Annotated in this window: 19 protein-coding genes; 12 read left to right on the top strand and 7 right to left on the bottom strand. The window is 45.1% G+C overall.

The window, feature by feature from the left end:
- Positions 1-230: 230 nt before the first annotated feature.
- The 6 genes from H4O21_RS14785 to H4O21_RS14760 all read left to right on the top strand — a co-directional run bounded on the left by H4O21_RS14785 (position 231) and on the right by H4O21_RS14760 (position 7,205).
- Positions 231-1,370 carry a cation:proton antiporter domain-containing protein gene (locus tag H4O21_RS14785; protein WP_182809647.1) on the top strand — a complete coding sequence of 380 codons (1,140 nt, stop codon included), beginning with the start codon at positions 231-233 and terminating at the stop codon, positions 1,368-1,370.
- 39 nt (positions 1,371-1,409) lie between these two features.
- The gene (locus tag H4O21_RS14780) at positions 1,410-2,330 is read left to right on the top strand and encodes a mechanosensitive ion channel family protein (RefSeq protein ID WP_182809646.1); all 921 of its coding nucleotides are present in this window, start codon (positions 1,410-1,412) and stop codon (positions 2,328-2,330) included.
- Between the two features lie 15 nt (positions 2,331-2,345).
- Positions 2,346-2,792, top strand: a complete 447-nt coding sequence (locus H4O21_RS14775) for an ATP-dependent zinc protease family protein (RefSeq protein WP_182809645.1) — start codon at positions 2,346-2,348, stop codon at positions 2,790-2,792.
- A 16-nt stretch (positions 2,793-2,808) separates the two neighbouring features.
- Positions 2,809-3,714 carry a 30S ribosomal protein S6--L-glutamate ligase gene (gene rimK / locus H4O21_RS14770; RefSeq protein ID WP_182809644.1) on the top strand — a complete coding sequence of 302 codons (906 nt, stop codon included), beginning with the start codon at positions 2,809-2,811 and terminating at the stop codon, positions 3,712-3,714.
- Positions 3,715-3,761: 47 nt separating this feature from the next.
- Positions 3,762-4,826 (top strand): succinylglutamate desuccinylase/aspartoacylase family protein, encoded by a 1,065-nt coding sequence (locus H4O21_RS14765; protein ID WP_182809643.1) that lies wholly within the window; start codon positions 3,762-3,764, stop codon positions 4,824-4,826.
- A gap of 84 nt (positions 4,827-4,910) precedes the next feature.
- Positions 4,911-7,205, top strand: a complete 2,295-nt coding sequence (locus tag H4O21_RS14760) for a sensor histidine kinase (RefSeq protein ID WP_182809642.1) — start codon at positions 4,911-4,913, stop codon at positions 7,203-7,205.
- Positions 7,206-7,342: 137 nt separating this feature from the next.
- On the opposite strand, the gene H4O21_RS14755 is transcribed toward H4O21_RS14760, so the two are convergent.
- Positions 7,343-12,379, bottom strand: a complete 5,037-nt coding sequence (locus tag H4O21_RS14755) for an EAL domain-containing protein (RefSeq protein ID WP_182809641.1) — start codon at positions 12,377-12,379, stop codon at positions 7,343-7,345.
- Between the two features lie 457 nt (positions 12,380-12,836).
- Between H4O21_RS14755 and H4O21_RS14750 the strand changes: the two genes are divergently transcribed.
- The 4 genes from H4O21_RS14750 to H4O21_RS14735 all read left to right on the top strand — a co-directional run bounded on the left by H4O21_RS14750 (position 12,837) and on the right by H4O21_RS14735 (position 16,446).
- Entirely contained in the window at positions 12,837-13,673 is an 837-nt protein-coding gene (locus H4O21_RS14750; RefSeq protein WP_182809640.1) for a diguanylate cyclase domain-containing protein, read from the top strand.
- A 75-nt stretch (positions 13,674-13,748) separates the two neighbouring features.
- Positions 13,749-14,573: a mechanosensitive ion channel family protein gene (locus H4O21_RS14745; RefSeq protein WP_182809639.1), complete on the top strand. Its 825-nt coding sequence runs from the start codon at positions 13,749-13,751 to the stop codon at positions 14,571-14,573.
- 624 nt (positions 14,574-15,197) lie between these two features.
- Positions 15,198-15,656, top strand: a complete 459-nt coding sequence (locus tag H4O21_RS14740) for a hypothetical protein (RefSeq protein ID WP_182809638.1) — start codon at positions 15,198-15,200, stop codon at positions 15,654-15,656.
- Positions 15,657-16,068: 412 nt separating this feature from the next.
- Complete coding sequence (locus tag H4O21_RS14735) at positions 16,069-16,446, top strand: DUF6172 family protein (protein ID WP_220495676.1); 378 nt, start codon at positions 16,069-16,071, stop codon at positions 16,444-16,446.
- A 178-nt stretch (positions 16,447-16,624) separates the two neighbouring features.
- On the opposite strand, the gene H4O21_RS14730 is transcribed toward H4O21_RS14735, so the two are convergent.
- The gene (locus tag H4O21_RS14730; RefSeq protein ID WP_182809637.1) at positions 16,625-17,194 is read right to left on the bottom strand and encodes a DUF3833 domain-containing protein; all 570 of its coding nucleotides are present in this window, start codon (positions 17,192-17,194) and stop codon (positions 16,625-16,627) included.
- 86 nt (positions 17,195-17,280) lie between these two features.
- Positions 17,281-17,724 carry a GNAT family N-acetyltransferase gene (locus tag H4O21_RS14725; protein ID WP_255487317.1) on the bottom strand — a complete coding sequence of 148 codons (444 nt, stop codon included), beginning with the start codon at positions 17,722-17,724 and terminating at the stop codon, positions 17,281-17,283.
- Positions 17,725-17,928: 204 nt separating this feature from the next.
- Between H4O21_RS14725 and H4O21_RS14720 the strand changes: the two genes are divergently transcribed.
- Positions 17,929-18,135: a hypothetical protein gene (locus H4O21_RS14720; protein WP_182809636.1), complete on the top strand. Its 207-nt coding sequence runs from the start codon at positions 17,929-17,931 to the stop codon at positions 18,133-18,135.
- 73 nt (positions 18,136-18,208) lie between these two features.
- Here the strand turns inward: H4O21_RS14720 and H4O21_RS14715 are convergent, their stop codons facing one another.
- The 3 genes from H4O21_RS14715 to H4O21_RS14705 form a co-directional block, all read right to left on the bottom strand.
- A complete protein-coding gene (locus tag H4O21_RS14715; protein ID WP_182809635.1) occupies positions 18,209-19,165 on the bottom strand; it encodes a methylenetetrahydrofolate reductase in 957 nt (318 codons plus the stop codon).
- Between the two features lie 218 nt (positions 19,166-19,383).
- The gene (locus tag H4O21_RS14710) at positions 19,384-21,231 is read right to left on the bottom strand and encodes an adenylate/guanylate cyclase domain-containing protein (RefSeq protein ID WP_182809634.1); all 1,848 of its coding nucleotides are present in this window, start codon (positions 21,229-21,231) and stop codon (positions 19,384-19,386) included.
- A gap of 378 nt (positions 21,232-21,609) precedes the next feature.
- A complete protein-coding gene (locus tag H4O21_RS14705) occupies positions 21,610-22,155 on the bottom strand; it encodes a nuclear transport factor 2 family protein (RefSeq protein WP_182809633.1) in 546 nt (181 codons plus the stop codon).
- A gap of 290 nt (positions 22,156-22,445) precedes the next feature.
- Here H4O21_RS14705 and H4O21_RS14700 point away from each other — a divergent pair, with 290 nt between their 5' ends.
- Complete coding sequence (locus tag H4O21_RS14700; RefSeq protein ID WP_182809632.1) at positions 22,446-23,207, top strand: substrate-binding periplasmic protein; 762 nt, start codon at positions 22,446-22,448, stop codon at positions 23,205-23,207.
- A gap of 207 nt (positions 23,208-23,414) precedes the next feature.
- Here H4O21_RS14700 and H4O21_RS14695 read toward each other — a convergent pair.
- Positions 23,415-25,129, bottom strand: a 1,715-nt coding sequence (locus H4O21_RS14695; protein WP_220495675.1) for a hypothetical protein, incomplete at its 5' end; no start/stop codon positions are given.

Raw genomic sequence — 25,129 nt, 5'->3', positions numbered from 1 at the left:
ACAAATAAAAAATATTTTTATCTTTTAAATAAAAATACATTGACCCAACCTATTTTGCATTATAAAAAGCGCGCTCTTTTAAAAGCGGACTAAAAATCAACATTTAAAACCTGAGACAAAGTATCTATAGCATAGGGTTAAAGCTATGCTTCCACGCTGATTAAAGATAAATGAAATACTTCTGTTTCGCTGCTCATAGGTGTATATAAAAAATGCATATGGACCCGGCAATGCCCAATATTGTGGGTATTACCTTACTGATACTCATCGTGGCTTTAGTACTTAAAATTCTGAAGCAACCTCATGTTATTGCTTATCTGATTGCAGGTATTACATTGGGGCCGTGGGGAATTGGTCTGGTGAACGATGCCGATTTAATGAATCGACTCGGGGCTATGGGAGTTGTTTTGCTATTGTTTTTTGTCGGCATGGAAACCGATGCCAGACAACTGGCCAGAAACTGGCGTTTAGCATTGATCGGAACCGGGTTACAGATAGTATCGAGTTTTGTTCTGGTTTTTGTGTTAGGGCATTTTCTGACCTGGCCATTTGAGCGAATTTTACTGATTGCTTTTGTCATTAGTCTGAGTAGTACAGCGGTTGTGATTCAACTCTTACAAGATAAAGGTCTGATGGGTAGTCGAATCGGACAAGGGGCTTTGAGTATTCTTCTGGCTCAGGATCTTGCGTTGATTCCGATGCTGATTGTGCTGGGTGTTCTGGGGGCTGGGGAAGTTTCTGACTACACTATAATTAAACAGTCTCTGGGGACATTGTTAGCCATAGCCTTGTTTACTTTTCTGGTGAAAGCCAGACAGGTTCACCTGCCTTTAGGACAATGGCTTAAAGGTGATAAAGAGCTACAGGTATTTGCCGCACTGGGAGTATGCTCAGGCTTTGCGCTGATTTCGGGCTGGTTTGAACTTTCGACTGCTTTAGGGGCTTTCCTTGCGGGTATGTTGATTGGCGCGGCAAAAGAAACTCAGTGGGTGCACCATACCCTGGAATCTTTAAAAGTCGTGTTTGTGGCGCTGTTTTTTGTCTCTGTAGGTTTATTGTTGAATCTGGAGTTTTTGACACACAACCTACTGGTAGTTCTGGCGCTGGTTGTCTTGGCTCTGATGGCTAAAACACTGATTAACACTCTGATATTGAAAGGGGCGGCGTATTCCTGGAGAGAAAGTGTCCTGACCGGTGCCCTGCTATCACAAATTGGTGAGTTCAGCTTTGTGCTGGCAGCGGTAGGCTTCCAGGCAGAGATGATTAGTGATTTTGGTTACCAGCTTGCATTAAGTGTTATTTCGCTGACATTATTGGTAAGCCCGCTGTGGATAGGGATAACCGAAAAAATTGTAAAAGAGTCTGATTAACACCCGGCTTTTTAATAAATATTTTCAGAGACAAAGACATTGGATAAAGAAATTATTTGGCTAACGGTGCATGACAATAAGTGGCTGGCATCTTTCTTAGTACTGATTTTATTCTTAATGCTGCGCTGGTCCTGTGTTCGCTTAATTAAGAAATTCCGCAAAGGTGATGATATTGATCCGAAACGCTGGATCAACGTGGTTAACAACCTGACCAGTCTGTTCACGATTATTGCTCTGATTGTAATCTGGCTGTCAGAACTGAGGTTTATTGCTCTTTCTATCGCTGCTTTTGCCGTGGCTCTGGTTGTAGCAACAAGGGAACAGATCCAAAGCTTTCTGGGCGCCCTTTATATTGCTGGTAGCCGGGCATTTGCAGTAGGCGACTGGATTCAGATTGGCACAGTGCATGGTGAGGTCGTCAGCAGTGACTGGTTAACGACCACACTTTTAGAAGTGGACCTGGAAGGAAAAAGCTATGGTTATACCGGACGGACGGTAGTGATTCCAAATCATCATTTTTCAACCACTGCCGTACGCAATCTGAACTTTATGCGTCGCTATATCACTCATAGTTTTGAGCTGGTCAGAGAAGCGGATCCTATTGATATACGTGCAGCCAGGCAGTTTTTAATGCAGCGCATTGAGTTTTATAGCTCTCCTTTCAGGCAGGTAGCAGAGCGATATGGTGCTCTGATTGAAAAGAAGCTCGGCGTTGAGCTGAATATGAATGAGTATGGCGTACGTGTCTGTACTAATAGCACCGCCAAAAATGTCTTCATGATCAGCTTCTTCTGTCCAACGCCTGAAGCTGTTGCGATTGAGCAAAAGATCACCGAGGATTTTATGGCGTACTGGTATAAACAAACCCGGAACTATCAATCCCCTGAATCAAAGCATAAAGATGGTGATTATGATAGAACTGAGCCGGGTGACCAGAGCAAAGATGCTTCTTCAGACTAAAACAGGCTTCTGAGTATGATAAAAAAAACAGTGGGTTGGCGTGAATACGTAGCGTTTCCTGACTTAGGTATTGAACAGGTGATTGCCAAAGTGGATAGCGGGGCAAAAACCTCAGCACTGCACACTTTTTTTATTGAGCCTTTTACCGGGGAGGATGGACGTGAATGGGTACGTTTTGGTTTGCACCCTGTCAGAAAAAAGCAAACGCCAGAAATTATAGCCCAGGCTCCTGTAAAAGAGGTGCGCAATGTCAGCGACTCCGGCGGACATATTGAAGCACGCTTTGTGATTGAGACTGAATTTGTGGTGGGTGATACCCGGTTTATGGCCGAGCTTACGCTGACCAATCGGGAAAAAATGGCTTACAGAATGCTATTGGGACGTACTGCTCTGAGAGAGCACTTTGTCGTTGATTGTGACTTGTCCCATGCTCAACAAAAGCCGATCGTAAAAACTCATTAAATAAAGAGGAACAGTAATGAAAATTGGAATTTTGTCCCGTAACAAAAGATTATACTCCACAAGACGCCTCGTAGAAGCCGTTGAAAGCCGTGGTCACGAAGTTCGGGTCATTGATACTTTAAAGTGCTATATGGATATCACCTCATCTTCACCTGCCGTTTGGTATCACGGCGAAAAGCTGGAAGGTTTTGATGCCATTATTCCTCGCATTGGGGCATCAGTTACTCAATACGGTTTATCAGTGATTCGTCAGTTTGAAATGATGGGTGCCTATACCTTAACGGAATCAATAGCACTGGGGCGTTCCAGGGATAAATTGCGCTCTTTACAGCTACTGTCCCGCAAAGGCGTCGGCATGCCAAAAACAGGGTTTGCCCACAGTGTCGATAACACAAAGGATCTGATTACTCTGGTAGGCGGCGCTCCTCTGGTCATTAAATTAACAGAGGGTACTCAGGGTAAAGGTGTCGTACTGGCTGAAACCAATAAAGCAGCAGAGAGTGTGATTGATGCGTTTCGTGAACTGAAAGCAGACTTCCTGATTCAGGAGTTTATCAAGGAAGCTGGTGGTTCAGATGTGCGCTGTCTGGTCGTAGGGAAAAAAGTAGTGGCGGCTATGGAGCGTACGGCAGCTGAAGGTGAGTTCCGTTCCAATCTGCACCGTGGCGGTACAGCAGCATTAACGAAGTTAACCCCCGAGGAAAGAGCTACGGCGGTTAAAGCGGCACAGTGTATGGGATTAAATGTAGCCGGTGTAGATATCCTGCGCTCAAACAGAGGCCCGCTGGTGATGGAAGTCAACTCATCCCCTGGACTGGAAGGCATCGAAAAGTCTACCGGCAAAGATATTGCTAGTATGATTGTTGAATTTGTAGAAACTAATGCTAAGCCAAACAACACCCGAACCAAGGGCAAAGGTTAATCAAAACCTGTTGTTAATTATTTTTCTGGGCTTCAGGGACACAAGAGATGAAAAAAGCGGAACCGATTACAATAGCAGGTACCATTATTCAGCCTGGTGAACGTAAGACACTGAATATCCCGGTTGCTGCCATGATTACTAATAATGAGATTGGTTTAACCGTCAGGGTTATTCATGGTCGTAAACCTGGTCCGGTTCTTTTGGTCTCTGCAGCGATTCATGGTGACGAGATTAACGGCGTTGAAATTATTCGCCGTTTGCTAAAGCTGAAGCAACTTGGACAGCTGTCAGGTACTCTGATTGTGGTGCCTATCGTGAACATTCATGGTTTTCTGGATCACAATCGCTATTTACCTGATGGCCGTGATCTGAATAGGAGTTTTCCGGGTTCTCCGAAAGGTTCTCTCGCGGCTCGATTGGCGAATACCTTCCTGACCGAGATTGTGTCCCATGTGGATTTTGCCATTGACCTTCACACCGGCGCCCGGCATCGGTCGAATCTGCCGCAGATTCGCTTTGATCCTGATAACGAACCCTGCCAACAGATGGCAAAAGCATTTGGCCTGCCAATTATATTGCACTCATCTCCGAAAGAGGGCACTTTCAGAAAGTCCGCTGAGGCATTAGGTATTCCTGTGATTCTGTATGAAGCAGGGGAAGCTCTGCGCTTCGATGAGGTCTGCATACGCGCGGGTAAAAATGGCATCGTCAATGTTATGAGGCATCTGGGGATGATTCGACGAGTTGCACGTAAAACAGAGCAGGAGAGCACCGTAGCACTGAACTCGATGTGGATACGTTCACCGGCCAGTGGTATTTTAAGGACACTGATTCCACTGGGTGCAAGAACGACAGTAGGCAGCGTCATTGCAATTGTAGCAGACCCCCTTGGCGAGTCTGAGATTGAGGTCTGTGCTTCTTGTGAGGGGGTCGTTATTGGTCGCGTGAACCTGCCTCTGGTTCATGAAGGTGAAGCACTATTTCATATTGCCCGCTTCAGTGAGAATGCCGGTGATATCGTCGATCAGGTTGGCTCTTTTACTGACGACCTGGAGATTGCTGCCGTGTTAGAACCGCCTGTTGACCCGGAACTGGCACCAATAGCCAATTAACCGATTTATAGCAACGCCCTGTTTACCGGCCAGCCTGGCCGGTAAACCCCGGAAGATGACAACTTGAGCCTTCACTGAGAGACTATGAAGAAAGGAAAGCTGTCCAGCGCATCATTGATACTGACACTTTATTTTCCCATATTTATATTGATCTTTGGTGGTGGTTATTATACCTATCGTGGTGAGTATGAACGGGAAACAAGCAGGCTGAAGCACCAGGCTGAGACCCAGGTAGCACTGGTTTCCGCTGCCATTTCCGGCACATTGCAAGGTATTGGAAAAGACCTGATTACACTGTCTCAGTTAACCTCCCTGAAGCAAGCCCTGGATAATGATTCGCCAGATGCTATTTCCCGTTTAACGACAGATTTTTCTTCATTTGCCCATACCCATAAGGTTTACGGCCAGATACGCTGGCTCAGTAACTCAGGGACTGAGAAAGTCAGGGTGAATTACAGAGGCAGCCAGCTTGAGGTTATTTCCGCAGAGGAACTGCAAAATAAAGCCCACCGCTACTATTTCAGAAACACAATCGATCTGCCCGCCGGGGCAATATATGTCTCACCGATGGACCTGAATATTGAGGAAGGAAGGATAGAAAGGCCCATACATCCCGAAATGCGTTTTGCAACCCGTTTATTTAATAGTCAGGGAGAGAGTAAAGGCATTCTGATTATTAATTATTCCGCAGACTTTTTATTACAAGCATTCACCCAGGCTGCCGGGGATTGGCAGGGTGAGTTGATGCTGTTAAACCAGGAAGGATATTGGCTATACAACCAGGAGCCGGGTAAAAGCTGGGGGTTTCTGCTGGAACATCAGCATCGATTTTCAGATCAATTCCCGCTGCTTTGGTCACAGATGCTTCATCTGCAACAAGATGCTATCGAAGAGAACGGTAATTTCTGGTATTTCCAGACAGTGATTCCTGAGCAAGAAGGTTTGCATGCCGCGATAGCTTTGCAGGGTGATTCAGGCCGCTTTCATTATGATGATAAAGACTTCTGGAAAGTCGTTGCGCTGGTGGATAAAACAACCCTGAGCGCCTCTGGTGAACATGCAAGAAATAAAATTGGTGGAGTATCCCTGCTTCTGCTTTTGATAGCTCTTATATCGGTTGTGCTTTATCAGAGATTACTGCTAAAAGCCCAGGAACGGGAGTGGTTAAGAAAAACGGTTCGACAGCGCACCCAGGAGCTGGAAGAGCAGGAATACGCCCAACATCTTACCCTGTCCAGGCTCCGGGCGATCTATCAGAATTCTGGTCTGGCCATCTTATTCACTAAGCTTGATGGCAGCGTCGTTGAGTATAATGAACAGTTTCCTCAAATGCTGGGCTATGACGCCGAGTCATTTAATTGCCAGCATATTAATGATTTCAGCTCAGATACCGATGTTCAGACGCAGACGGAGTATCTCAGGCAAATAGCGGAACGAGAGATTACCCATTTCTCCATAAGGAAAAAACTGTGCCGTCAGGACCAGAGTGATATTCATGTTTTATTTTATTTCTCTGTCATGATGACAGATAACGATGAACCTCTGGCTATAGGCATTCTTCAGGATATTAGTCGAGAAGTCACCCTTGAGGAAAACGCCCAGGAGAAAGAGCAGTTATTGATTCAACAGTCCAAAATGGCTGCTATGGGTGAGATGCTGGGAGCAATCGCACACCAATGGCGTCAACCGTTAACCGCTATAGGTGTACTGCTGCTGAATCTGAAAGATACCTATCAGCATCACCAGCTGACCCCTGAATATATGGATAAGCAGGTCAGACAGGCTTATAGTCATCTTAACTTTCTGTCTGAAACCATTGATGACTTTCGCAACTTTTTTGCTCCTGCAAAAACACCGGCCCCATTCTGTATTATTCGTGCGACACTATCTGCTATAAAAATGACACAGGTTCAACTCAACAACTGCGGCATTGATCTGGCCATTCGTCTGGTTGATCATGAGGATATTGTGCTGCTCGAAGCCCCGGAACTTTTAGCTCCTGAAAGACAGCTGCAGGTGATGGGCTTTAAAAATGAGTTTATCCAGGTTGTTATCAACCTGATCAATAACGCCAAAGATGCCGTTGTTGAACGGCAGGATACGGAGGCTCATCAGGGCAGAATCAGTATCAGTATTATACGGGATAAAAATCATCAAAAAGCGCTTGTTATCGTGGAAGATAACGGCAGTGGTATTTCGGAACAGATCATTGATCGGATTTTTGAACCTTACTTTACGACTAAGCCTGAAGGAAAAGGGACGGGGATTGGGCTGTACATGAGTAAAATCATTATTGAAAAGAATATGACAGGCAAGCTCGAAGCACACGGCTTTCCGAATGGCACAGCTCTGACCATTAGCCTGCCTCTTCCTTCATAGCCCAGCGCATGATGCTGGGTTACGTATTCCCTGCCTCATTCTATTTCCTGCCCCTCTATATTCCTGATCCTCTATTTCCTGAAGAGCTGACAGAAAATAGAGGGATGCCAGGCGCACAGCATTGAGAATACAGACAATCAGGGTTCCCGTGATATCTCTATCGTATTTTGCAAATACTCGCTCAGGGAACAGGGCATATGCATCAGATAGCCCTGGCCAAAGTCACAGCCATTATCCAGCAGAAATTTCAGCTGTTCCGGCTGCTCAATACCCTCGGCAATGGTTTTATGACCCAGAGCCTTAGCGATTGCGATCGTGGCTTTCACCAGCTCTTCAGCAGTTTTTTCCCGTCCTATGCCATCAACAAAGCTGCGGTCAATCTTCAGATAATCAAACTCCATGCTGCTTAAGGAGTTCAGATTAGAATAACCGGTACCAAAGTCATCAATCGCAATCTCCACACCCAGCTGCTCATAACGTTCAAACAGCTGTTTCTGACGGCTGTCTCCTTTAACAAACATCCGTTCCGTCAGCTCAAGTACAATCGATGAGGCCTGCAATCCACTCTGTTTCAGGTACTGTTTGAACTTGGTAAACAGCTCCCGGCTCTCAAAGTCCTTCACCGAGAAGTTGATCGCGACTTTAACATCACGCCCCTGGGCAGCGGAAAGCTGTTTAACCGCTTGCAGGGACTCAAAAACCACATATTCCGAAATAGCGACAATCAGATCACTTTCTTCCGCCACAGGAATAAATTTACCCGGCATCACCAGGCCCAGTTTCGGGTGATTCCAGCGAATCAGAGCCTCATAGTGCACAGCCTGATTACTTTTAAGATCATAGATAGGCTGATAATGTACTTCAAACTCATCATGCTTCAGCCCATCCCGGATGGCACTTTCCAGAGTAATCTTCTCGAAAGCGTTGGAAGACAGCTCGGAATTCGTGAAACGATAAGTGTTTCTGCCGCCTTCTTTGGCCTCGTACATAGCAATATCGGCCAGACGAAAAAGTTCATCAATATCAATGCCATCATTCGGGTAGATACTGATACCGATACTGCAACCCACATGCACAGTATGCTCACCGGAGGTGATCGGTTTTGATGCGGCGTCAATTAACTTCTGTGCCACATTACCGGCATAGATCGGCGAACTCAGGTTATCCAGTAAAATAACAAACTCATCACCGCCAATTCGAGCCACGGTATCCAGGTCTCGCAGCATGTTTTTAAAACGACGGGAGATTTCAACCAGAACATCATCACCAACCTGATGACCCAGGCCGTCGTTAATCACTTTAAAGCGATCCAGGTCAACAAACATCATCGCCAGGTTACTGCCATGCCGCTTAGCCCGATCCAGCGCATTTTCCAGCCGATCTTTCAGTAAAGCACGGTTTGGTAAGCCCGTCAGGGTGTCATGATTGGCCAGATAATCGATCTTCTCCTGAGACTCCTTAATCAGTGAGATATCGGTTAAAACCCCGACATACTGAATAATTTTGCCTTTATTGTCTTTTACTGAAGTGATGTTCAGAAAACTGGGGTAATAATCACCTGACTTAGAACGATTGATCACCTCGCCAGACCAGAAGCCTGTCTTTTTAACTAAACGCCACATTTCATCGTAAAAAAGCTTCGGGTGTTTGCCGGATTTTAAAATGGAGGCGGACTGACCGATGGCATCTTCTGAACTATAACCTGTGATACTTTCAAATGAATCATTGACACTGAGAATATTTGCCTCCTCATCCGTTACCATGATCGCCTCCTGGGTAGCGTTAAATACTACCTGAGCCTGTTCCAGGCTATTCATCACCTTCTTTATCTGGCTGATATCTTCAACGACTTTGGCCAGAAACTCCGGCTGGTTGAGGTCATTCTTAACGACGGCTACAGAAACCTTTGCCCACAGTACCGTGCCATCTTTACAGATATAGCGTTTGTCCAGCTTATAGCTGTCTCTGCCCCCTTCGACCAGCTCTTTCATGAGCGTCTGCTCTTTGCTCTGGTCTTCCGGATGTGTGATTTTTTGAAAGGGCAGATTTTTTAATTCTTCCGAGTCATAGCCGAGTAGCTCACACAGCTTAGAGTTCACCTCGACCCAGGTACCATTAAACGCTACCTTAGCGATGCCCACATTGGCATTATTAAAAATACCCCGGTATTTCTGTTCGCTTAGCTCCAGCGCATGTTTAGCTTTTATTTCTGCAGAGACATCCGAGACAAAACTCCAGACCAGTTGTACACCGCGCTCATCTTCCACCAGGTAATCCCGAATACTCACGATGATTTCGTCGCCATCGCCGTTAATCAGTTTGCCCTGATAGGGACCAAAGCGACCACGATTAATTAGTTTCTCGCTTCGGCCTTTCCAGTCAGTTGGAAATGAGGTCAAAAGATCAGACCAGCTGCGTGTCAACAAGGCATCTCCCTTGATACCGGTCATCAACTGAATGGTCTGATTTGTTCGGATAAACGTACCGTCTAAAGTCGCAACAGACACCCCATCACTGATGCTGTCGAGCACACGCTCATAGCGTTTGCTTAATGAGGACAGCTCCTCTTTAATCTCGTTATTGTTCTCATAGAGCTGTCTTAATTCACTGTATGCGGTTTGTAACTCTTCATTAGTGGATTGCAGCTCTTCATTACTGGTTTCCAGCTCTTCATTGGTGGATTGCAGCTCTTCGTTAGAGCTTTGTAGTTCTTCATTGGTGGATTGAAGCTCTTCATTGCTGGTTTCCAGCTCTTCAACCAGGGTATGCATATGCTCACGGGTGCGTTGCAGCTCCAGTAGAATTTGCTTATCTGCTGGTGCCTCTCCTTCGGCTTGAATAAAGCTTAGCTGGGGCAGTTCTTCTTCAGCAATCTCAGAAAAATAGAGTACATACAGCTCCTGTCGGTGATGAACCAGAGGAATAACAGAGATCCGCAGGAAGCTCTGTCCTTTCTCTTCCGAGGACAATGAAACATAGGGAGTAGAAATAGCCGTCTGTTGATCTTTACTGTCCGTTAAGGCTTTGCGCACATCAATGGCCAGCCTGGGGTCGATCATTTTGAACAGGTTATAGCTGACATAACCATCCTGAAAAGACAGGTAGCGTATTTCGCCTTTTTTATAGACGATATCGTATTGTTCATTGACCACAACCAGATTGGGTAAGATCAGCCTGGCTGCTTCTTCCACCGCTTTTAAGTGAACCGGCACACTTTTAATGGTTTCTTCCCGCTTCACCTCTGCAATCTTATTTAAGCTATAAACAGGAGGAGCCAGTGAGAGATTAAACTCTCTTTTTATCGCCGGAACCTGACGGAACACCTTATGATTGCGATTCTGGGAGGCAAAAAGATGCTCAAAACCAGTGACATTTTCTGATTTTCCCAGAAACAATAAACCATGATCCTTTAGCGCATAGTGCAGCAAAGGCATAATGTGGCGCTGTGCTTCCAGGGTGAAGTAAATCAGCAGATTACGACAAACCACCAGATCGATATTTTTAAACGGCGGGTCGGCCAGTAGGTTGTGAAAAGAGAAAACCACAGACTCACGAATCGGCTTTTTAACCTCAAACTCACTGTCACGAATATTGAAGTAGCTCTGGATATCCGGTACCGAAATTTCGCTGACCGAGGCTTCGCTGTAACCGCCCCGACGGGCAATTCTCAGTGCGTCTTCATCGATATCAGTGGCAAAGGCGCGAATCACGGTATCCCGGCCTTTTAACAACTTTTTCAGCGTGATAATAATGGAGTAAGCTTCTTCTCCGGTAGACGTACCCGGAATCCATATTCTGAACTCATCCATATCCGGACGTTTAGCCAGATACTGTTCTAAAGCCTCTTCCAGTGCTTCAAAGGACTCTTTATCCCGGAAAAAGCTGGTCACGCCAATCAGGATATCGTTATAGAGCATCACGACTTCATTATCGTGTTTCTGCAAATACTCGATATATTCACCTAATGAGGTGAGTTTCAATGTGAGCATACGCCGCTCAATCCGGCGGGCAATCGTATTCTTTTTATAAACCGAGAAATCGACTTTTTTATACTGATACAGCAAGCGAAATACCGTGGAGATATCATCATTGTCTGATTTCTCCTGATATTTTTGTAGCACTCTTTGCCGGGGGAAATTGGCTAATGCCACCAGCTCTTCACCGATCTTCCCTGGTTCGATCACCATATCGACGCTACAACCATTGATGGTTGCCAGTGGCATACCATCGTACTTTGCAGAGTCCGGATTCTGCACGATGGTTACGCCGCCGGAGGCGTTAATGGCACGCATCCCCTGCGCCCCATCGGAACCAGTACCCGATAAGATAACTCCGACGGCACGGTCTTTCTTCTGCTCAGCCAGTGATAGAAATAGCTGATTAACCGAAGGTCTTGGAAAGAATGAATATTTCTCAGGGGCCTTTAAAATAATCGTATTATTGCTGGTCAGTTCGATATTTTTATTGGGTGGCGTGACATAAATCACATCTGGCTGAACCGTTAAACCGTGTTCAGCATCACGTACAGATAAGTCAGTCGTGCGGCTGAGCAGATCCACCAGCATGGTCTTATGCGTCGGACTCAGGTGCTGGGCAATCAGGTAAGCGGTGTTGTTTTTTTCCGGTAATCCGGCCACCATCGCATTTAATGCTTCCAGGCCTCCGGCACTGGCACCGATCCCAACAATCATCAACCCTTCCTGGACTGCGGCACTGGGTATATCTGGCAGATCATTCGGCTTGCTGGCAGCGAAGGTTTCCTGAGTCACTAGTCCTTTGACCGACTCAGACTCTTCAATGGATTGATTGGGGGCGAGCAGTTTGTCCAGAAGAGCCTGAAAGGCGTCTTCATCAATGGGCTTTAACAGATAGCCTGCTATCTGGCTTTGAATACTATCGGTCAGAAAATCCTGATCGGCATAAGCACTGAGTACAATCAAGGGGGTCTGTGCATTAACCTTCCTAATGGCGTGGATCAGCTCAACACCATTCATCCCCGGCATTCTGATATCCGTAATCACCAGATCAGGCTGTTCGGTAATAAACCGGGATAACCCATCCTCGCCATCAACGGCAGTAATCACTGTGGTAAAACGTCGCTGCAGGTATTCAGTAAAAACATCCCTGATGCTGGTGTCATCTTCTACATAAAGCACTTTCCTGATAGCGTCCATCTCTCACCTGCAGTACAAATATCTCTGATATGTAAGGATACTCCATACAATTGCACGACAACAATAAATCAGATGGCTAAATACCGGACATTCCGTAGCGTATCTTTGGAAACGCCTCTTGTGCTTGTTTTTTGTACAATTTTTGGCTCACCGCGTATAAAATAGAAGCCTTTAAATGCAACGTTTTATGCCTGCGCCATAAAGAGTGAGTCTGAATCCCGGATTTAACAGGCTACGGATTAATCAGTATCATAATTGAAAACCTTTATTTACAGCTGTATTCGGTTTCTATCCGGTGAGCCGCCTTATCATGGCATCAGCTCAAGCGCGATATTCGCTGCTGTTTTTTGCTTTTTTGACGTAGAGATCAATCATGTCTGCAAAGAGAATCAAAGATACATTCTTAGTCGTCTGTGATAACGTCCACATGTCACAGTGGCTGGCTTCAGGATTGGCTTTGTGCTTCCCAAAAGCAAAATTGCATATATATCAGCATCCGTCCCAGTTCAATGCCAACGAAATGGCAGGCCTGAAAATTACTATTTGTTCAGATAATCTGTTTTCTCAGATGATAAACGTCTATGAAGATAATGGCTGTACCACCCCGATACTTGTCGTCGGAAATAATAAAAAATCTGAACTCCAGGCGCATGATAAGCAGTTCACTACAGATTTTTTGCCAATGGATCTCTTATCGCCTGCAATTCTGAAAATGAGTATTAACTCTTTGCTAAGAGATTTTGTTAAAAATCAGAAGCTGGTTGCGCTGGCTCATTACGACAATCTTACTGGAGCGGCTAACCGACACCTTTTTACAGATCGTCTGAAACAGGCTCTGGAAAATGCTAAACGTCATCATCAGCCAATCTCTCTGGCCTACTTTGATCTGGATAAGTTTAAGCCGGTTAATGACACCTATGGACATCACGTGGGCGATGAACTGCTGAAAACGTTTGTGCAAAGAGTTAAAGATCAACTCAGAAAAACGGATACTTTAGGACGGCTTGGTGGTGACGAGTTCGCTTTACTGCTGCCGTTAACCGATCTCGATGAAGCTGAGTTTATTATCCAGAGAGTGCTTGAATCCTTGATCCAACCACTGGAATTTGAAGGTATAAAACTCAGTATTAACACATCAATTGGTTTGATTGGCTCAAAAAATGGCCTGGAAAACGAGCAACTGAAAATAACAGACTTAATGAAAGAGGTCGATCAGGCCACTTATTGTGCAAAGGCTGAAGGAAAGCATAGTTATGTGATAAAAGAGATTAGCACCCAGGCGATCAGAGCATGAATATTGAGGCAGAGCGAAAAATGCTCTCCTGTTCTTGCACTGATTTTATTGAGATTTTTACAACCAGGACTCGATATGGATATATCAAATATTTTACAAAATGAATGGTTCGCATTAGCTCTTCAGTGGTTAAACAATCTTTGGCCAGCTTTGCTACTGTTATTAATCGGTTTATGGGTAGTAAAAAGAGTCGTCAATGTGCTTGAAAGTCTGCTCAAGCGCAAACATATGGATGAAGCAGCCACTCATTTTGTCGGACAGATTGTTAAAACAGTTCTTACGGTTCTTTTACTCATTACTGCGTTGGGGCAACTGGGTGTTGATACAACCTCTTTGCTGGCAGTATTAGGTGCCGCAGGCCTTGCAATAGGCCTGGCCCTTAAAGGATCCCTGGAAAATCTTGCCGCTGGCATATTGCTCGTTTCGCAGCGCCCTTTTAAGAAAGGGGACTTCATTGAGGGTTCAGGTGTTTCGGGTTCAGTAGAAAAAATTACTATGCTGAATACCCGCCTGAAAACGCCTGATAATAAGCTGGTTGTTATTCCAAACTCTTCTTTGATCAATGATAACTTAACTAATTTTTCCGCTAATGCAACGCGACGTCTGGATCTTACTGTCGGGATCAGTTATGGCGATGACTTGCTAAAAGCAAAAAATGTATTAAAGCAGTTGGTTGCTGAAGAAAGCCGGGGACTGAAAGAGCCAGAAGGGCTTGTGGCCGTTAGCGCTTTAGCGGATAGCTCTGTGAACTTCACAGTACGTATCTGGGTGAAATCAGAAGACTACTGGCCTACTTATTTTGATATGACGGAAAAGGTAAAATTGAAGCTGGATGAAGAAGGTATTTCAATCCCCTTCCCACAGCGAGATGTGCATTTATATCAACATGGTAGTGATTAAGTCGCTGTACAAAAGTGTTTTGGTATTTATACCCTTTCCCTCTCCAGCTAATAGCCGGAGAGGGAAGTAATATATTTGCTCACCACTACCACTACTCTCTGATATCACTATCAAAAAGCACACTGAGCGGTGAAGTTTTTAAAATGATTATTCGTTTGTAATGCGCTCCAGACCAGGTGAAAGCCGTTTAAACCGGCCCCCATCTGTCACTGATGACGTGTCACAGGCTGATATACTGCATTTTTATCCGTGACCGGCACAGGTTAACCTTCGCTTTCGACGAAAGCTTGCCGTTTTAATTCTGCTTAATTCTGATATCTTTTCTGCAACCCCGTGTTGTCTGTACAACCTGTTCCTGGCATGTTTTTTTCATATTCCCTGACAATTAGAGTAACCACACTATAGGGAATAATCATGTTTCGAGTCAGTTCTGCACAGCTTGATACGTCTATACTACATTCAACCAGCAGCAGCCTGTTCAGGACAGATGACAGCCGCAGTTCTGAAGAGAGCACTGCTTCCAGCTCATCATCGAGTAACAAAGATGTTTCTCTATCCGGCAGAGCGTTAAGCGTTCAGAAGCTCAGTCAGGAGTTTTTTACTAATGGCACCCAAGGTTTTCAGGTGACGTCTCAGTTTGTATCCCGGCTTGAAGAGTATGGCTTAATCAACGGTACAGAAGCATCACGCTTATCGCCTCTGGTATCATCGGCATCTCGTTTCAAAGATCAGGGTGACAATACCTCTCTGGATAAGGTCACTCAGTTTATCAGCGATTTTCGTGATGAATTAAAAGAAGATGATTCTGAAAACAGCCTGATTGAGACCCTGAATAAGGCCGAAGAGATCATTGATAATTTTGATGGCTCTCAGTCAGCAGAGACTAAAGCCGATATTAAATCGGTACTTGCTGAGCTGAACAGTTTCACCAAATCTGATGCCGCTGAAGAGCTGTCTGAAGATGATCGGGAATCGTTAAATCAGTTAGGTCTGACCCTTAGAATTGCTGATCGCCTGAATCCTTCATCGGTCACTTCAAGCCGGGTAAATAGCTATCTGTCTGTTGTGAACCGTTTTGCTTAAAGACTATGCGCTCAGGTAATATCTGGCAGACTGAAACTCACTCAGATGCGGACAAAGCCTTCAATACGTTTATCAGGCCCCATGAGGATAAAGACCCGAAGGTCACGGAAAAACGACAGAGAGATCGAGAATAACTGATGAGTTTTTTGACTATTCAGGGCGATACTCTCTGCCATGAGTCACAAAGCTCTCTATAGGCATAAAAAAATCGCCAGAGTTGCTCGTCCTCGATAGGTATAACGATTATGTCAGGGTAATTTTACTCTGTGTAGTTTTGAGCACAGCGTTGATAAATCTATTAAATGATTCTCGAAAAAGATCTGCCGAAGAGCCATAAATCCGTTATCATGCGCGCCATCTCAAAGTAAGTGATGGCATTCCATCACAACAGATAGCTGATTTCAGGATTCTAATGAAAAAGACATTTACTTTATCTCATCCCAAAATTAAGTACCCTCGACTGATTGAGGCGGCTAAGAATGAAGCTAAAAAATACCTGAAACGGGAAAGAAATAAGGCATTACCAGACGATGCTGACTTCTGGGATTTCGATTGTAAATACGGTACCAATGAGCAGGACGCTGAAGTGATTCACGTTGCTGAAATTAATAAATACATCAGTCAGGCAGAAGCACAACAACTGGACTCTTTCTATCTGGAAATTCAGGCAAAACCAGCTAAGCGCAGCCCTCGTCCGGTAGCCGATACATCAGAAGATACAGAGCAGGATACCGAAACATCTGCAGAAGCAGAAAAGTCCACACCAGCAGATCCATGGACAGAAGACTGATCAAACCATCACCCAATGGGTAACAGATAGTGATACCACTTTATTGAGCAGGTGATCGCCCGAAGAAAATAGCGAATACTGGCCGCTTTGCGCCAGTATTTGTTACCTGTACTGTAAGCCTGAAGCTTTTCCTGTCATTTCACAGCTATCAAAGCAGTGATATCAATAAAAGAAATATTCAATCACGCAGATTGAAAGGAGCCTGTTTCAATGCTTCAGCTCTGACAAAGAACAAAGTAACCCGCCCCAGCTCAACACCCCATTTACTCACGATAGCCCGATTAATCATGACACCACCAGGCTGTAGAAACATCCAGTCGTCAAACGTCACCTGCAGACTGCCATCGCCAACCCGAAGGTTCATCTGGTACTGCCAGTTCAGCGCATTGCCTGCAGAGATACCTTTTGCTTCTCCGATAATATCTCCTGCTGTTCCTGTATAATGCTGATCAGAGTGTTTCGTTATCGTCCAGATACGCGAATCTTTTTCGCCATCATCAAACAGAAAAGCTTCATCAAGCACCAGCGTGTTGCCATCCCGGATACCTTGAATATCCACCTGGAACTGACGTTTAACCTGAGCAAATCGATCTTCAAATATCCCCCAGGCATACACAGTGCCTGAAAAATAATCTTCCAGTACGAGCGGAGGTCTATGCTTTGTAAACTGCTCAGGCTTCATGCCAGAGCACCCGGACAACATAAGAACCGTTATAGCAAGGGCGGTAAAAAAGCGAATCGGTTTCATTTTATTCTCCAGAAACAATCGCTTTTTCTACGTTTCAGAATGGGTGTCGGATCAAAAACTGAATAGCTGATAATGCCACTCAGGCATCAGATATTCTTATCAAAAGAGGCATTAAACGAGAACATGCGCACTTCATCTCTGGGTTGCCAGTCCATATTCTGATAAAACGCCTGAGCACTTTTATTGTCATGGCCAACAAATAAATGGGTTTTAGCAATGCCTTCATGTAGTAATGCATCTGTCACACGCTGCACCAGCTGACGGCCAATCCCCTGCTTTTGAAATTCAGGGTCAACAGCCAGATGCTGCAGATAGCCTCTGCGACCATCCGTACCTGCCAGTACGGCACCCACTACGGTTTTCTGATGCAGAGCAACAAAGCTTAACCCCGAATTACGCTGCAAATACCGGATAATATTTTCTTCCGAATCCGCTTCGCGAAGTAACATACCGTCGCTCACAGACCAGAGCCTCATGACGGCAGGATAATCATCTGGCAACATCTCACGCATTGCTATCATAGTATTCATCTCATCTATCGTATCTGTTTAACAAAAAGTTGCTATTTTAATCGATAATAGCCACAGATTTTGCCAAATTGATGAATATTTCTAAGCTCTGGCATTAATAAACTTCGTTTGTTTCTGATATATCCCAGATGTAGAATCCTGGCAAAATTCACTACTCAATAGACTTATTTGCAGTAATTACATCTCCCCAGGAACTAACAGAGCATGTTTATTTTCGACCCAGCCCAGGTTATTCATATTCCTTCTACACACCGTACAGAAACAGAAGCAGAGTACTTCCAGCGTCTGGCAAAAGAACGTGTAATACAGAAGACAAAAGAAGAGCGTGCGCAACGTCTACAGAATATTAGTCATACTCTGACCAAAGTATTCCAGTTTGCAGATCGGTCAATGTTTGTGAAGTGCCCTTAAATCAGCGATAAAAAAGCCCTGCTATCTTATGACGCAGGGCTTATTGCACTGACAGAATCTCAATAGGCGCTGTTTACAGCAGGTCAGCTTCTGCCAGCTTCAAATCAACGATAGATTTCAACAATTTAAACATCCGAATCGAGGCTTCAATCTCTTCTTTACGGTTAGTCAGACTCTCAATATTCAGACCAATCGGGATATTCAGCGGTAATATCGCTTCCAGAATCTGCTCCAGGTTATTACGACAAATCCGGATAGACTCCTGCAACGGCTGACGCGCATCCATAATTCTGTACCGGGTTGCATCAGGTACAGAGATACCCAGCCATTCCATAAACTCAAGTGTCTTAGTACTGCCACATGGCGTAAAAGTCAGAATAACCCGCTTCGGTTCAATACCCTGCTCACGACACTTGCGCGCATAGCTACTCAGCATATCAATCGTTGCCTGAGCATTATAAACAGCCTGGGAAACAAAAAAGTCACACCCCTGTTCTGACTTGGTAAACAGACGCTCATGCTCATTGCCTTTTGCAGCATGGCGCTCAGCGATTGTCACCCCACCCAGATTAAATGCATCCGGGTGATCTTTTATCACACCATAGGCATCATTCAGGCTCAGTTTGATATCACCATCTGACGAAGGGCTGCCAACCAGAACAGTATCTCTTACACCATACTCATGCCAGGCTTCATCAAGCCATTGTGAAAAAGAAGCCGCATCCCGTTGTGATACACTTTTGTACGTAATAACCGGCTTATCTGCTTTTTCACGAATCAGTTTTGAATAGGCTCTCGGATCCAGAGTCTGCATGTAAGGAAAAGGACGCGGCTTATCGATACGGCTACTCTCGTCCTGAATGTCATACACAATCAGGCCGTCAAACTCCACATGCTGCAAACGCTCTAATAGCTTATCCGCAATCTCGGAAGTGGCTTCCGGGCTGGTACCCGCTTTAGGTGGTGTTGTACCAAACAGGTAAATACCACGGCTACTATCGTTAAATTTACTTCTGAGATCCTGTTTCATGATTCTGTCTTTATCTTTCTATCTGCACTCTAATTGCTTTTAATTATAACAATTAAATACATTCATGTGATTAGGTTATAAGATGAAAGTTTCTATGGATCAAATTGAAGATTTTTAATAGTCAGCAGATTTATTTTCACACAGATTGAATTTCTGTCCCGGTTTATCTGATGGGCCTTAATAACTCCATGCTCATCAATGGCAGGGCCGAAGTATAATCAGACCTGTTTATCCTTAATTCCCTGCAAACGAAAAACATCAATCGGCTGATGACGCCCTTTCACCTGAACTGCTCCCAGATCCTGAGTCAGAAACTCTTCCGTCAACTGCTGACAGGTTTCACCACTGATCAGAATAACCACTTCTTCATCAGGTAAGGAAAACTGCTTTCCACTGGCTTCCAGTCTCTGTGCAGCATTAACGGTGTCCCCGACAATAGTGTAGTTGATCCTGTCTGTTGAACCGATATTCCCCACGACGACAGCTCCGGTGTGAATACCTATTCTCATATGGACAGGATTCAGCCCTCGCTCGCGCCTGATTCTGTTATCAGCTTCTATCGCGCTACGTATTGCCAATGCAGCCCGACAGGCTTTAACCGGAGCATCATCAAGTACTTCAGGGGCACCCCAGAACGCCATCAGGGCATCACCAATGTATTTATCAATCGTTCCTTGCTCTGCCAGTACCTCTGTTCCCAACAATTCGAAATGATGGTTTAAAAAGTCAGCAACATCTGTTGCAGGCAGATGTTCAGATACCTGAGTAAACCCTGCAATATCGGTAAAAATAACCGTCAGCTCTCTTTCCTGAGATAAGCAGTTCAACCCCTGATTCTGGCGGATCAGACGCTCAACCAGCTTATCAGGCACATACTTACCGAACGCTCTTAGCCCTGTCAGCATGCTGTTAAACGCCTGAACCTGATCATTCAGCTCACGAAACCGGCTAGGAGGCAAAGCTTCAACGTCATCCAGGCTGAAATGGCTGACTCTGGTAGCAGCCAGTGCAGTTTCTTTAATCGGGCGAGCAATACGACGCCCCATAAATACTGCCAGCCCAATTCCGATCACCAATAACACTAACCCTGAAATCATCGCATAGAACAGCCTCATAATCTGAGCAGAAAAGCTTTCCCAGGGAAACCAGGCCCCTACAAGCAGAGGTTCATCGCCATACCCTTCCAACGAACGCATCAGAAAAAGCCAGGGTTTCTCATGCTCTCCTTTTGCCAGCCTTAGCTGAATACCTTCTTCTGCCAGTTCTGCAAACTCGTCATGTACCGACTCTGAATCCCAGATACGCTGTAAAACAGAGTCATCAATATCATTCAGGTGCAATAACGGCGTCTCTTTGCTCTGGCCTTCATGGCCATACTGTAAAGATGCATGTGCCAGAACCCGATCACGCCCTCGGATAATAAACAGTGTTGCGTCGAATCGATCTCCCAGATGTACCATTAACTCTGACAGACTGCGTACTTCAACTGTTGCGCCCAGACAACCGAGAAACTTGTCCTGAAAAAAAACAGGGTGGGTCAGCACCAGAAAAGACTCATCCTGGAAGTATTCGGGCTGTTGCCAGACAGGTCCGTCAGACTCCCGGCAAATTGCCATCACCCGAAGAATATCAGGATCCCTCATCGCTCTTTCAGTCAGCCCGGTAATAGCCGAATATTCCGGTAAACCCTGCTCATTTTTTGCCATACCAAAAGGACGCAGATCTGCCGAAAAAAAATTCAGACTCCCCATTCGCCCATGACTTAGCAGTGCACCAGAGAACAGATCTTCCAGGCGCAGGTCACTGACCAATCCTTGATCATCAACCATTTCAGCGGCTAATAACGCTGTGATTTCAGCTGTCTGATCCAGTTGCAGGCGAACGCCCTGCTCAATATCCACTACGATATTTCTGGCTTTATCAATCAGAAGTTCAGCCGTATTTTTCTCATTGGCCGTAAAATGAATTAACTGCACAATGATCAGCATAACCGCCATTAAAGAGCCAATTGCAGTCGCTAGCACAACAGTTACAGAAAAGTTCCGAGGAGAATCCGGATCACTCATAGAGAAAAAAACCGAGGAAGTACCAATCAGGGAAATAGCATTGTGCTACCAGATATTCTGTTCAGAGGGAAACCCTCAGAGCACCTTTAACCCGTTAAGCTTACTCTCAGGATAACATTCATTCTGTTGGTATTCAGTAAGCGTACCAGCATTAAGAATGTGCCCGGAACCGGATACAGGTCGCTCAGATCGCAAGCATTGCATTACTCACGATCTGACAAGCAATAATCAGAGAGATCTGAAAATTTGTTGTGACTGATAAAGATTATCTCCTTCTTATCAGGCAGACATTCACTTCAGAATGAGTATAAAGTCCCGGGTAAAAATCTAAGTTAAAGAACCACACCCCTGTAATCACTACAAACCCGGAAAGACGCTCTAGCCAGCCAGAAAGTCCGACAGGTTACGCAGATATTCTGAATCAGACACAGCAGCTAAAAGCTGTTCTTTAGACAGCCATGGGTAAGGCATACCATCAAGTACCGAAAAGAGTTCTGCCTGATGTGCTGCAGATAGAATATCCATTTGCTGAATACGAATCAGCAGAGCTTTTGCCAATGCCTGCCCTTCCTGATCGGCAAAATCCCAATGGTACTGCCCCCAGCCGACACGAATACGACCAGTATCCTTATCAGTCATAAAAACCACCCAGTCACACATCAGCTTTTCTTGCTGAACAACCAGAGTATCCTGCAGACAGAATGTAAAAACGTTGTCATTCTCACGTCCAAAGCCACGGACCAGAGTGTCGGTAATCGCGTCCAGCCCAATCACTCTGGCCGGAAAATCAATATTATCGGTATCAACTTGCATCTGGAGTTCTGCATCGGGAAGAAAAGCTTTTGCCATCGCCCAGGGACGGTTGCCATCTTTAGCCAGAATATAGTCACTGACCCGCTGTTGATATTGTTCTGTCATATTCATGTTCTCGTTACCTCCTTGCGTAAATAGAAAAACACACGGAAAAGCATACTTGCTAAGACTGTGCCATCAATCACAGAGTATTTAATTCAATCAGAGTGATACAGAACTGGGTAAGGAGTCAATCAGAAAAGAAACAAAAAATATCAGAAAAAATCAGATTCAGTGCATAATGAATACCGATGATATAGAATCATGAAAAAGCTAATAAAGGTCTTCATTGTCAGTGTAAGACAATAAACGGCGCATAGAATACCCGAAAACTGTAAAGCCCGAGAGGATCAACTGCTGCCATGTTTAAACAGACTTTTCTGTCACTCTGCCTCTGTTTTCCACTCTCTAAGGCAATAGCAACAGAAAATCAGGTCACACTCAGCGTGGAAAACAGCTGGCCTCCCTACGCGGATAAACAGGGTAATGGACTATCGACATCTCTGGTTATAGCCGCCTTTAATGCAGTAGGTATAAAGCCCATAATCTCCGTGAAACCTTACGCCAGAGTGCTTTATGATCTTCAGTTTGGTAACACAGATGGTGGTTATAACGTTACCCGCCAACAATCTACAGAAGAACGCTTCCACTTTGGAACACAATATCTGCTTAAAGCACCTGCTTCTTTTTACTACTCGGATCCAGAGTTCTCCCAGGCCAATAGTTTGTCTGATCTTCCAGATAACAGCAGAATCGGACTGATCATCGATTATGAGTATGGCGATACTTATGAAGCTCACCGCCATCGTTTTTCTGAAATAAGAGTGCCCACTCAGGTTCAGCTAATCAGAATGTTAATGGCTGATCGTATAGATGGCGCCATTATGTTTGATCGGGTAGCAAACTACACGCAAGAGCAAATCAGACAGGAAAGGCCTGCTTTGTATAAAGGCTTTCAGAATCATGTTAGTGACATATATGTCGCGTTCAGTCGCTCGTCACCTTCATCCGGGCAACTGGCTGAGGCTCTGGATAGAGGTTTAAGTCTGATACGGGATAATGGTCAGTATCGCAGGATCATGTCAGGCGAGCTTCAATACAATATCAGTCACTCCAGTAACTGACACCTCAAGCAAACCCGCTGCTTTGTCATGATGCGCAGGAACATCTGTTCTTTTTTGCTTATTAATAGTGCATCGCATATCTTTCCACGTTCAATCGCTGTGCACAGTAAAAAGCAATTCAGATAGTATTTTTGACAGAATAGCCAACAAACCTCTCCAATAAAGCGACTCAAACAATAACGGCGCCTTTCGGCGCCGTTATGTTTATTACTCTACAGGAGAGTCATCAAGCCCTTCTCCAAGGCCATCATCACTACCATAGCTTTCATCAAAGTCAGAATCAGATCCGAATGAATCACTGTCTGCGGCGTCATCCAGCTCACCAAGCCAACCGTTATTGTCAGAAGGTTGCTCAACCTCACCTTCAATCGCATTGGTCCAGTCACCAGACTGATTGTCATCTCCGTATGTAAACAGGTCATCTATAGCATCATCATCTTCGAATGCCCCGTCCAGATCATCAGAGTCATCGTCGTTCTCATCTGCTGCATCAGCATTATCCGAGTCATCCTCTTCATCTACGACATCAGAATCATCCGAGTCATCGACCTCTTCATCTACGGCATCAGAATCATCCGAGTCATCGACCTCTTCATCTACGGCATCAGAATCATCCGAGTCATCGTCCTCTTCATCTGCGGCATCAGAATCATCCGAGTCATCATCCTCTTCATCTGCTACATCAGAATCATCCGAGTCATCGTCATCTTCATCTGCGGCATCAGAATCATCCGAGTCATCATCCTCTTCATCTGCAGCCTCAGAATCATCCGAGTCATCGTCATCTTCATCTGCGGCATCAGAATCATCTGAGTCATCATCCTCTTCATCTACGCCATCAGAATCATCCGAGTCATCGTCATCTTCATCTGCAGCAAAAACTTCAGACTCATCATCAGTTTCTTCTGTACTATCGCTATCTTCTGAAGGTTCATCTTCAGACAGAACAGTTTCCTCAGAATCATCCGCTTCCGGATCAAATGCCTCATCCGGCTCACCAACCATTGCAGTTTTCGCCTGCAAGTTCGAGCTCTCATCAGCAATCAGCTCTTCAGGGGCCTCTTCCTCACTACTTTCAGCAAAAGTGATCTGCTCAAAACCTTTCACCAGATTCTGAATATTATCGACGTTATTATCCCAATCCTCCTGGGTATAGGATTCAAGATGAATCGAATCATTACCTGATCCACCTTCGACTTTAGAACTCACTTTGCCGCCAATAGTAACGACATCATTACCTGAACTCAGATTAATATTCCCGGTTACATCCCCCCGGATATTAACTGTGTCATTTCCTGCGCTGGTCTCTACTTTATTCTGCAGGTTTCCACCGACATTAACAGTGTCATCACCGCTACTAGTCTTAATCTTACTGGTTGCATTTCCTCCAATATCAACCAGATCATTATCAGACCCGGTATCAATTGTAGCCTGTGAATTGCCATCAATGATGACCGTATCATCACCTTCACCAGTCTTCAGCTGAGATGTCTGATCCTGACCAACTTTAACTTTGTCATCACCAGCTCCGGTATTTGTGGAACCAGAAAGATTCCCTTCTACTTCCAGTTCATCATGCCCCTCTCCCATATTGAGAGAGTTATTGACATTACCTTTAACCAGTAATTCATCGTCTCCGCTGCCCAGGTCAAATCGAGCATTCATATTCTGTTCAACAACAACTTCGTCGTCGCCAGACATCGCTCTCTCAGAAGAAGAGTTCATGTTGTCGAAGTAAGCCTGATCAGAATCCGGAGTAAAGTCTGTTCCGGCATCAGGAGCAATATCCAGATCGACCCCGTCCCACTTACCATCATCAGGTGCGTCTGCGTCTGCGTCTGCGTCTGCGTCTGCGTCTGCGTCTGCGTCTGCGTCTGCGTCTGCGTCTGCGTCTGCGTCTGCGTCTGCGTCTGCGTCTTCGT

It is taken from the genome of Oceanospirillum sediminis (assembly GCF_014164585.1).
Lineage (GTDB): Bacteria > Pseudomonadota > Gammaproteobacteria > Pseudomonadales > Halomonadaceae > Oceanospirillum > Oceanospirillum sediminis.
This window is presented reverse-complemented; position numbering and strand designations above follow the sequence as displayed.

What these genes read in the sequence shown, in the direction of transcription:
- H4O21_RS14785 (WP_182809647.1), top strand. Translation starts at nt 231, where the DNA reads ATGCCCAATATTGTGGGTATTACCTTACTGATACTCATCGTGGCTTTA.
- H4O21_RS14775 (WP_182809645.1), top strand. Translation starts at nt 2,346, where the DNA reads ATGATAAAAAAAACAGTGGGTTGGCGTGAATACGTAGCGTTTCCTGAC.
- rimK (WP_182809644.1), top strand. Translation starts at nt 2,809, where the DNA reads ATGAAAATTGGAATTTTGTCCCGTAACAAAAGATTATACTCCACAAGA.
- H4O21_RS14765 (WP_182809643.1), top strand. Translation starts at nt 3,762, where the DNA reads ATGAAAAAAGCGGAACCGATTACAATAGCAGGTACCATTATTCAGCCT.
- H4O21_RS14760 (WP_182809642.1), top strand. Translation starts at nt 4,911, where the DNA reads ATGAAGAAAGGAAAGCTGTCCAGCGCATCATTGATACTGACACTTTAT.
- H4O21_RS14755 (WP_182809641.1), bottom strand. Translation starts at nt 12,379, where the DNA reads ATGGACGCTATCAGGAAAGTGCTTTATGTAGAAGATGACACCAGCATC.
- H4O21_RS14745 (WP_182809639.1), top strand. Translation starts at nt 13,749, where the DNA reads ATGGATATATCAAATATTTTACAAAATGAATGGTTCGCATTAGCTCTT.
- H4O21_RS14735 (WP_220495676.1), top strand. Translation starts at nt 16,069, where the DNA reads ATGAAAAAGACATTTACTTTATCTCATCCCAAAATTAAGTACCCTCGA.
- H4O21_RS14730 (WP_182809637.1), bottom strand. Translation starts at nt 17,194, where the DNA reads ATGAAACCGATTCGCTTTTTTACCGCCCTTGCTATAACGGTTCTTATG.
- H4O21_RS14725 (WP_255487317.1), bottom strand. Translation starts at nt 17,724, where the DNA reads ATGAATACTATGATAGCAATGCGTGAGATGTTGCCAGATGATTATCCT.
- H4O21_RS14720 (WP_182809636.1), top strand. Translation starts at nt 17,929, where the DNA reads ATGTTTATTTTCGACCCAGCCCAGGTTATTCATATTCCTTCTACACAC.
- H4O21_RS14715 (WP_182809635.1), bottom strand. Translation starts at nt 19,165, where the DNA reads ATGAAACAGGATCTCAGAAGTAAATTTAACGATAGTAGCCGTGGTATT.
- H4O21_RS14710 (WP_182809634.1), bottom strand. Translation starts at nt 21,231, where the DNA reads ATGAGTGATCCGGATTCTCCTCGGAACTTTTCTGTAACTGTTGTGCTA.
- H4O21_RS14705 (WP_182809633.1), bottom strand. Translation starts at nt 22,155, where the DNA reads ATGAATATGACAGAACAATATCAACAGCGGGTCAGTGACTATATTCTG.
- H4O21_RS14700 (WP_182809632.1), top strand. Translation starts at nt 22,446, where the DNA reads ATGTTTAAACAGACTTTTCTGTCACTCTGCCTCTGTTTTCCACTCTCT.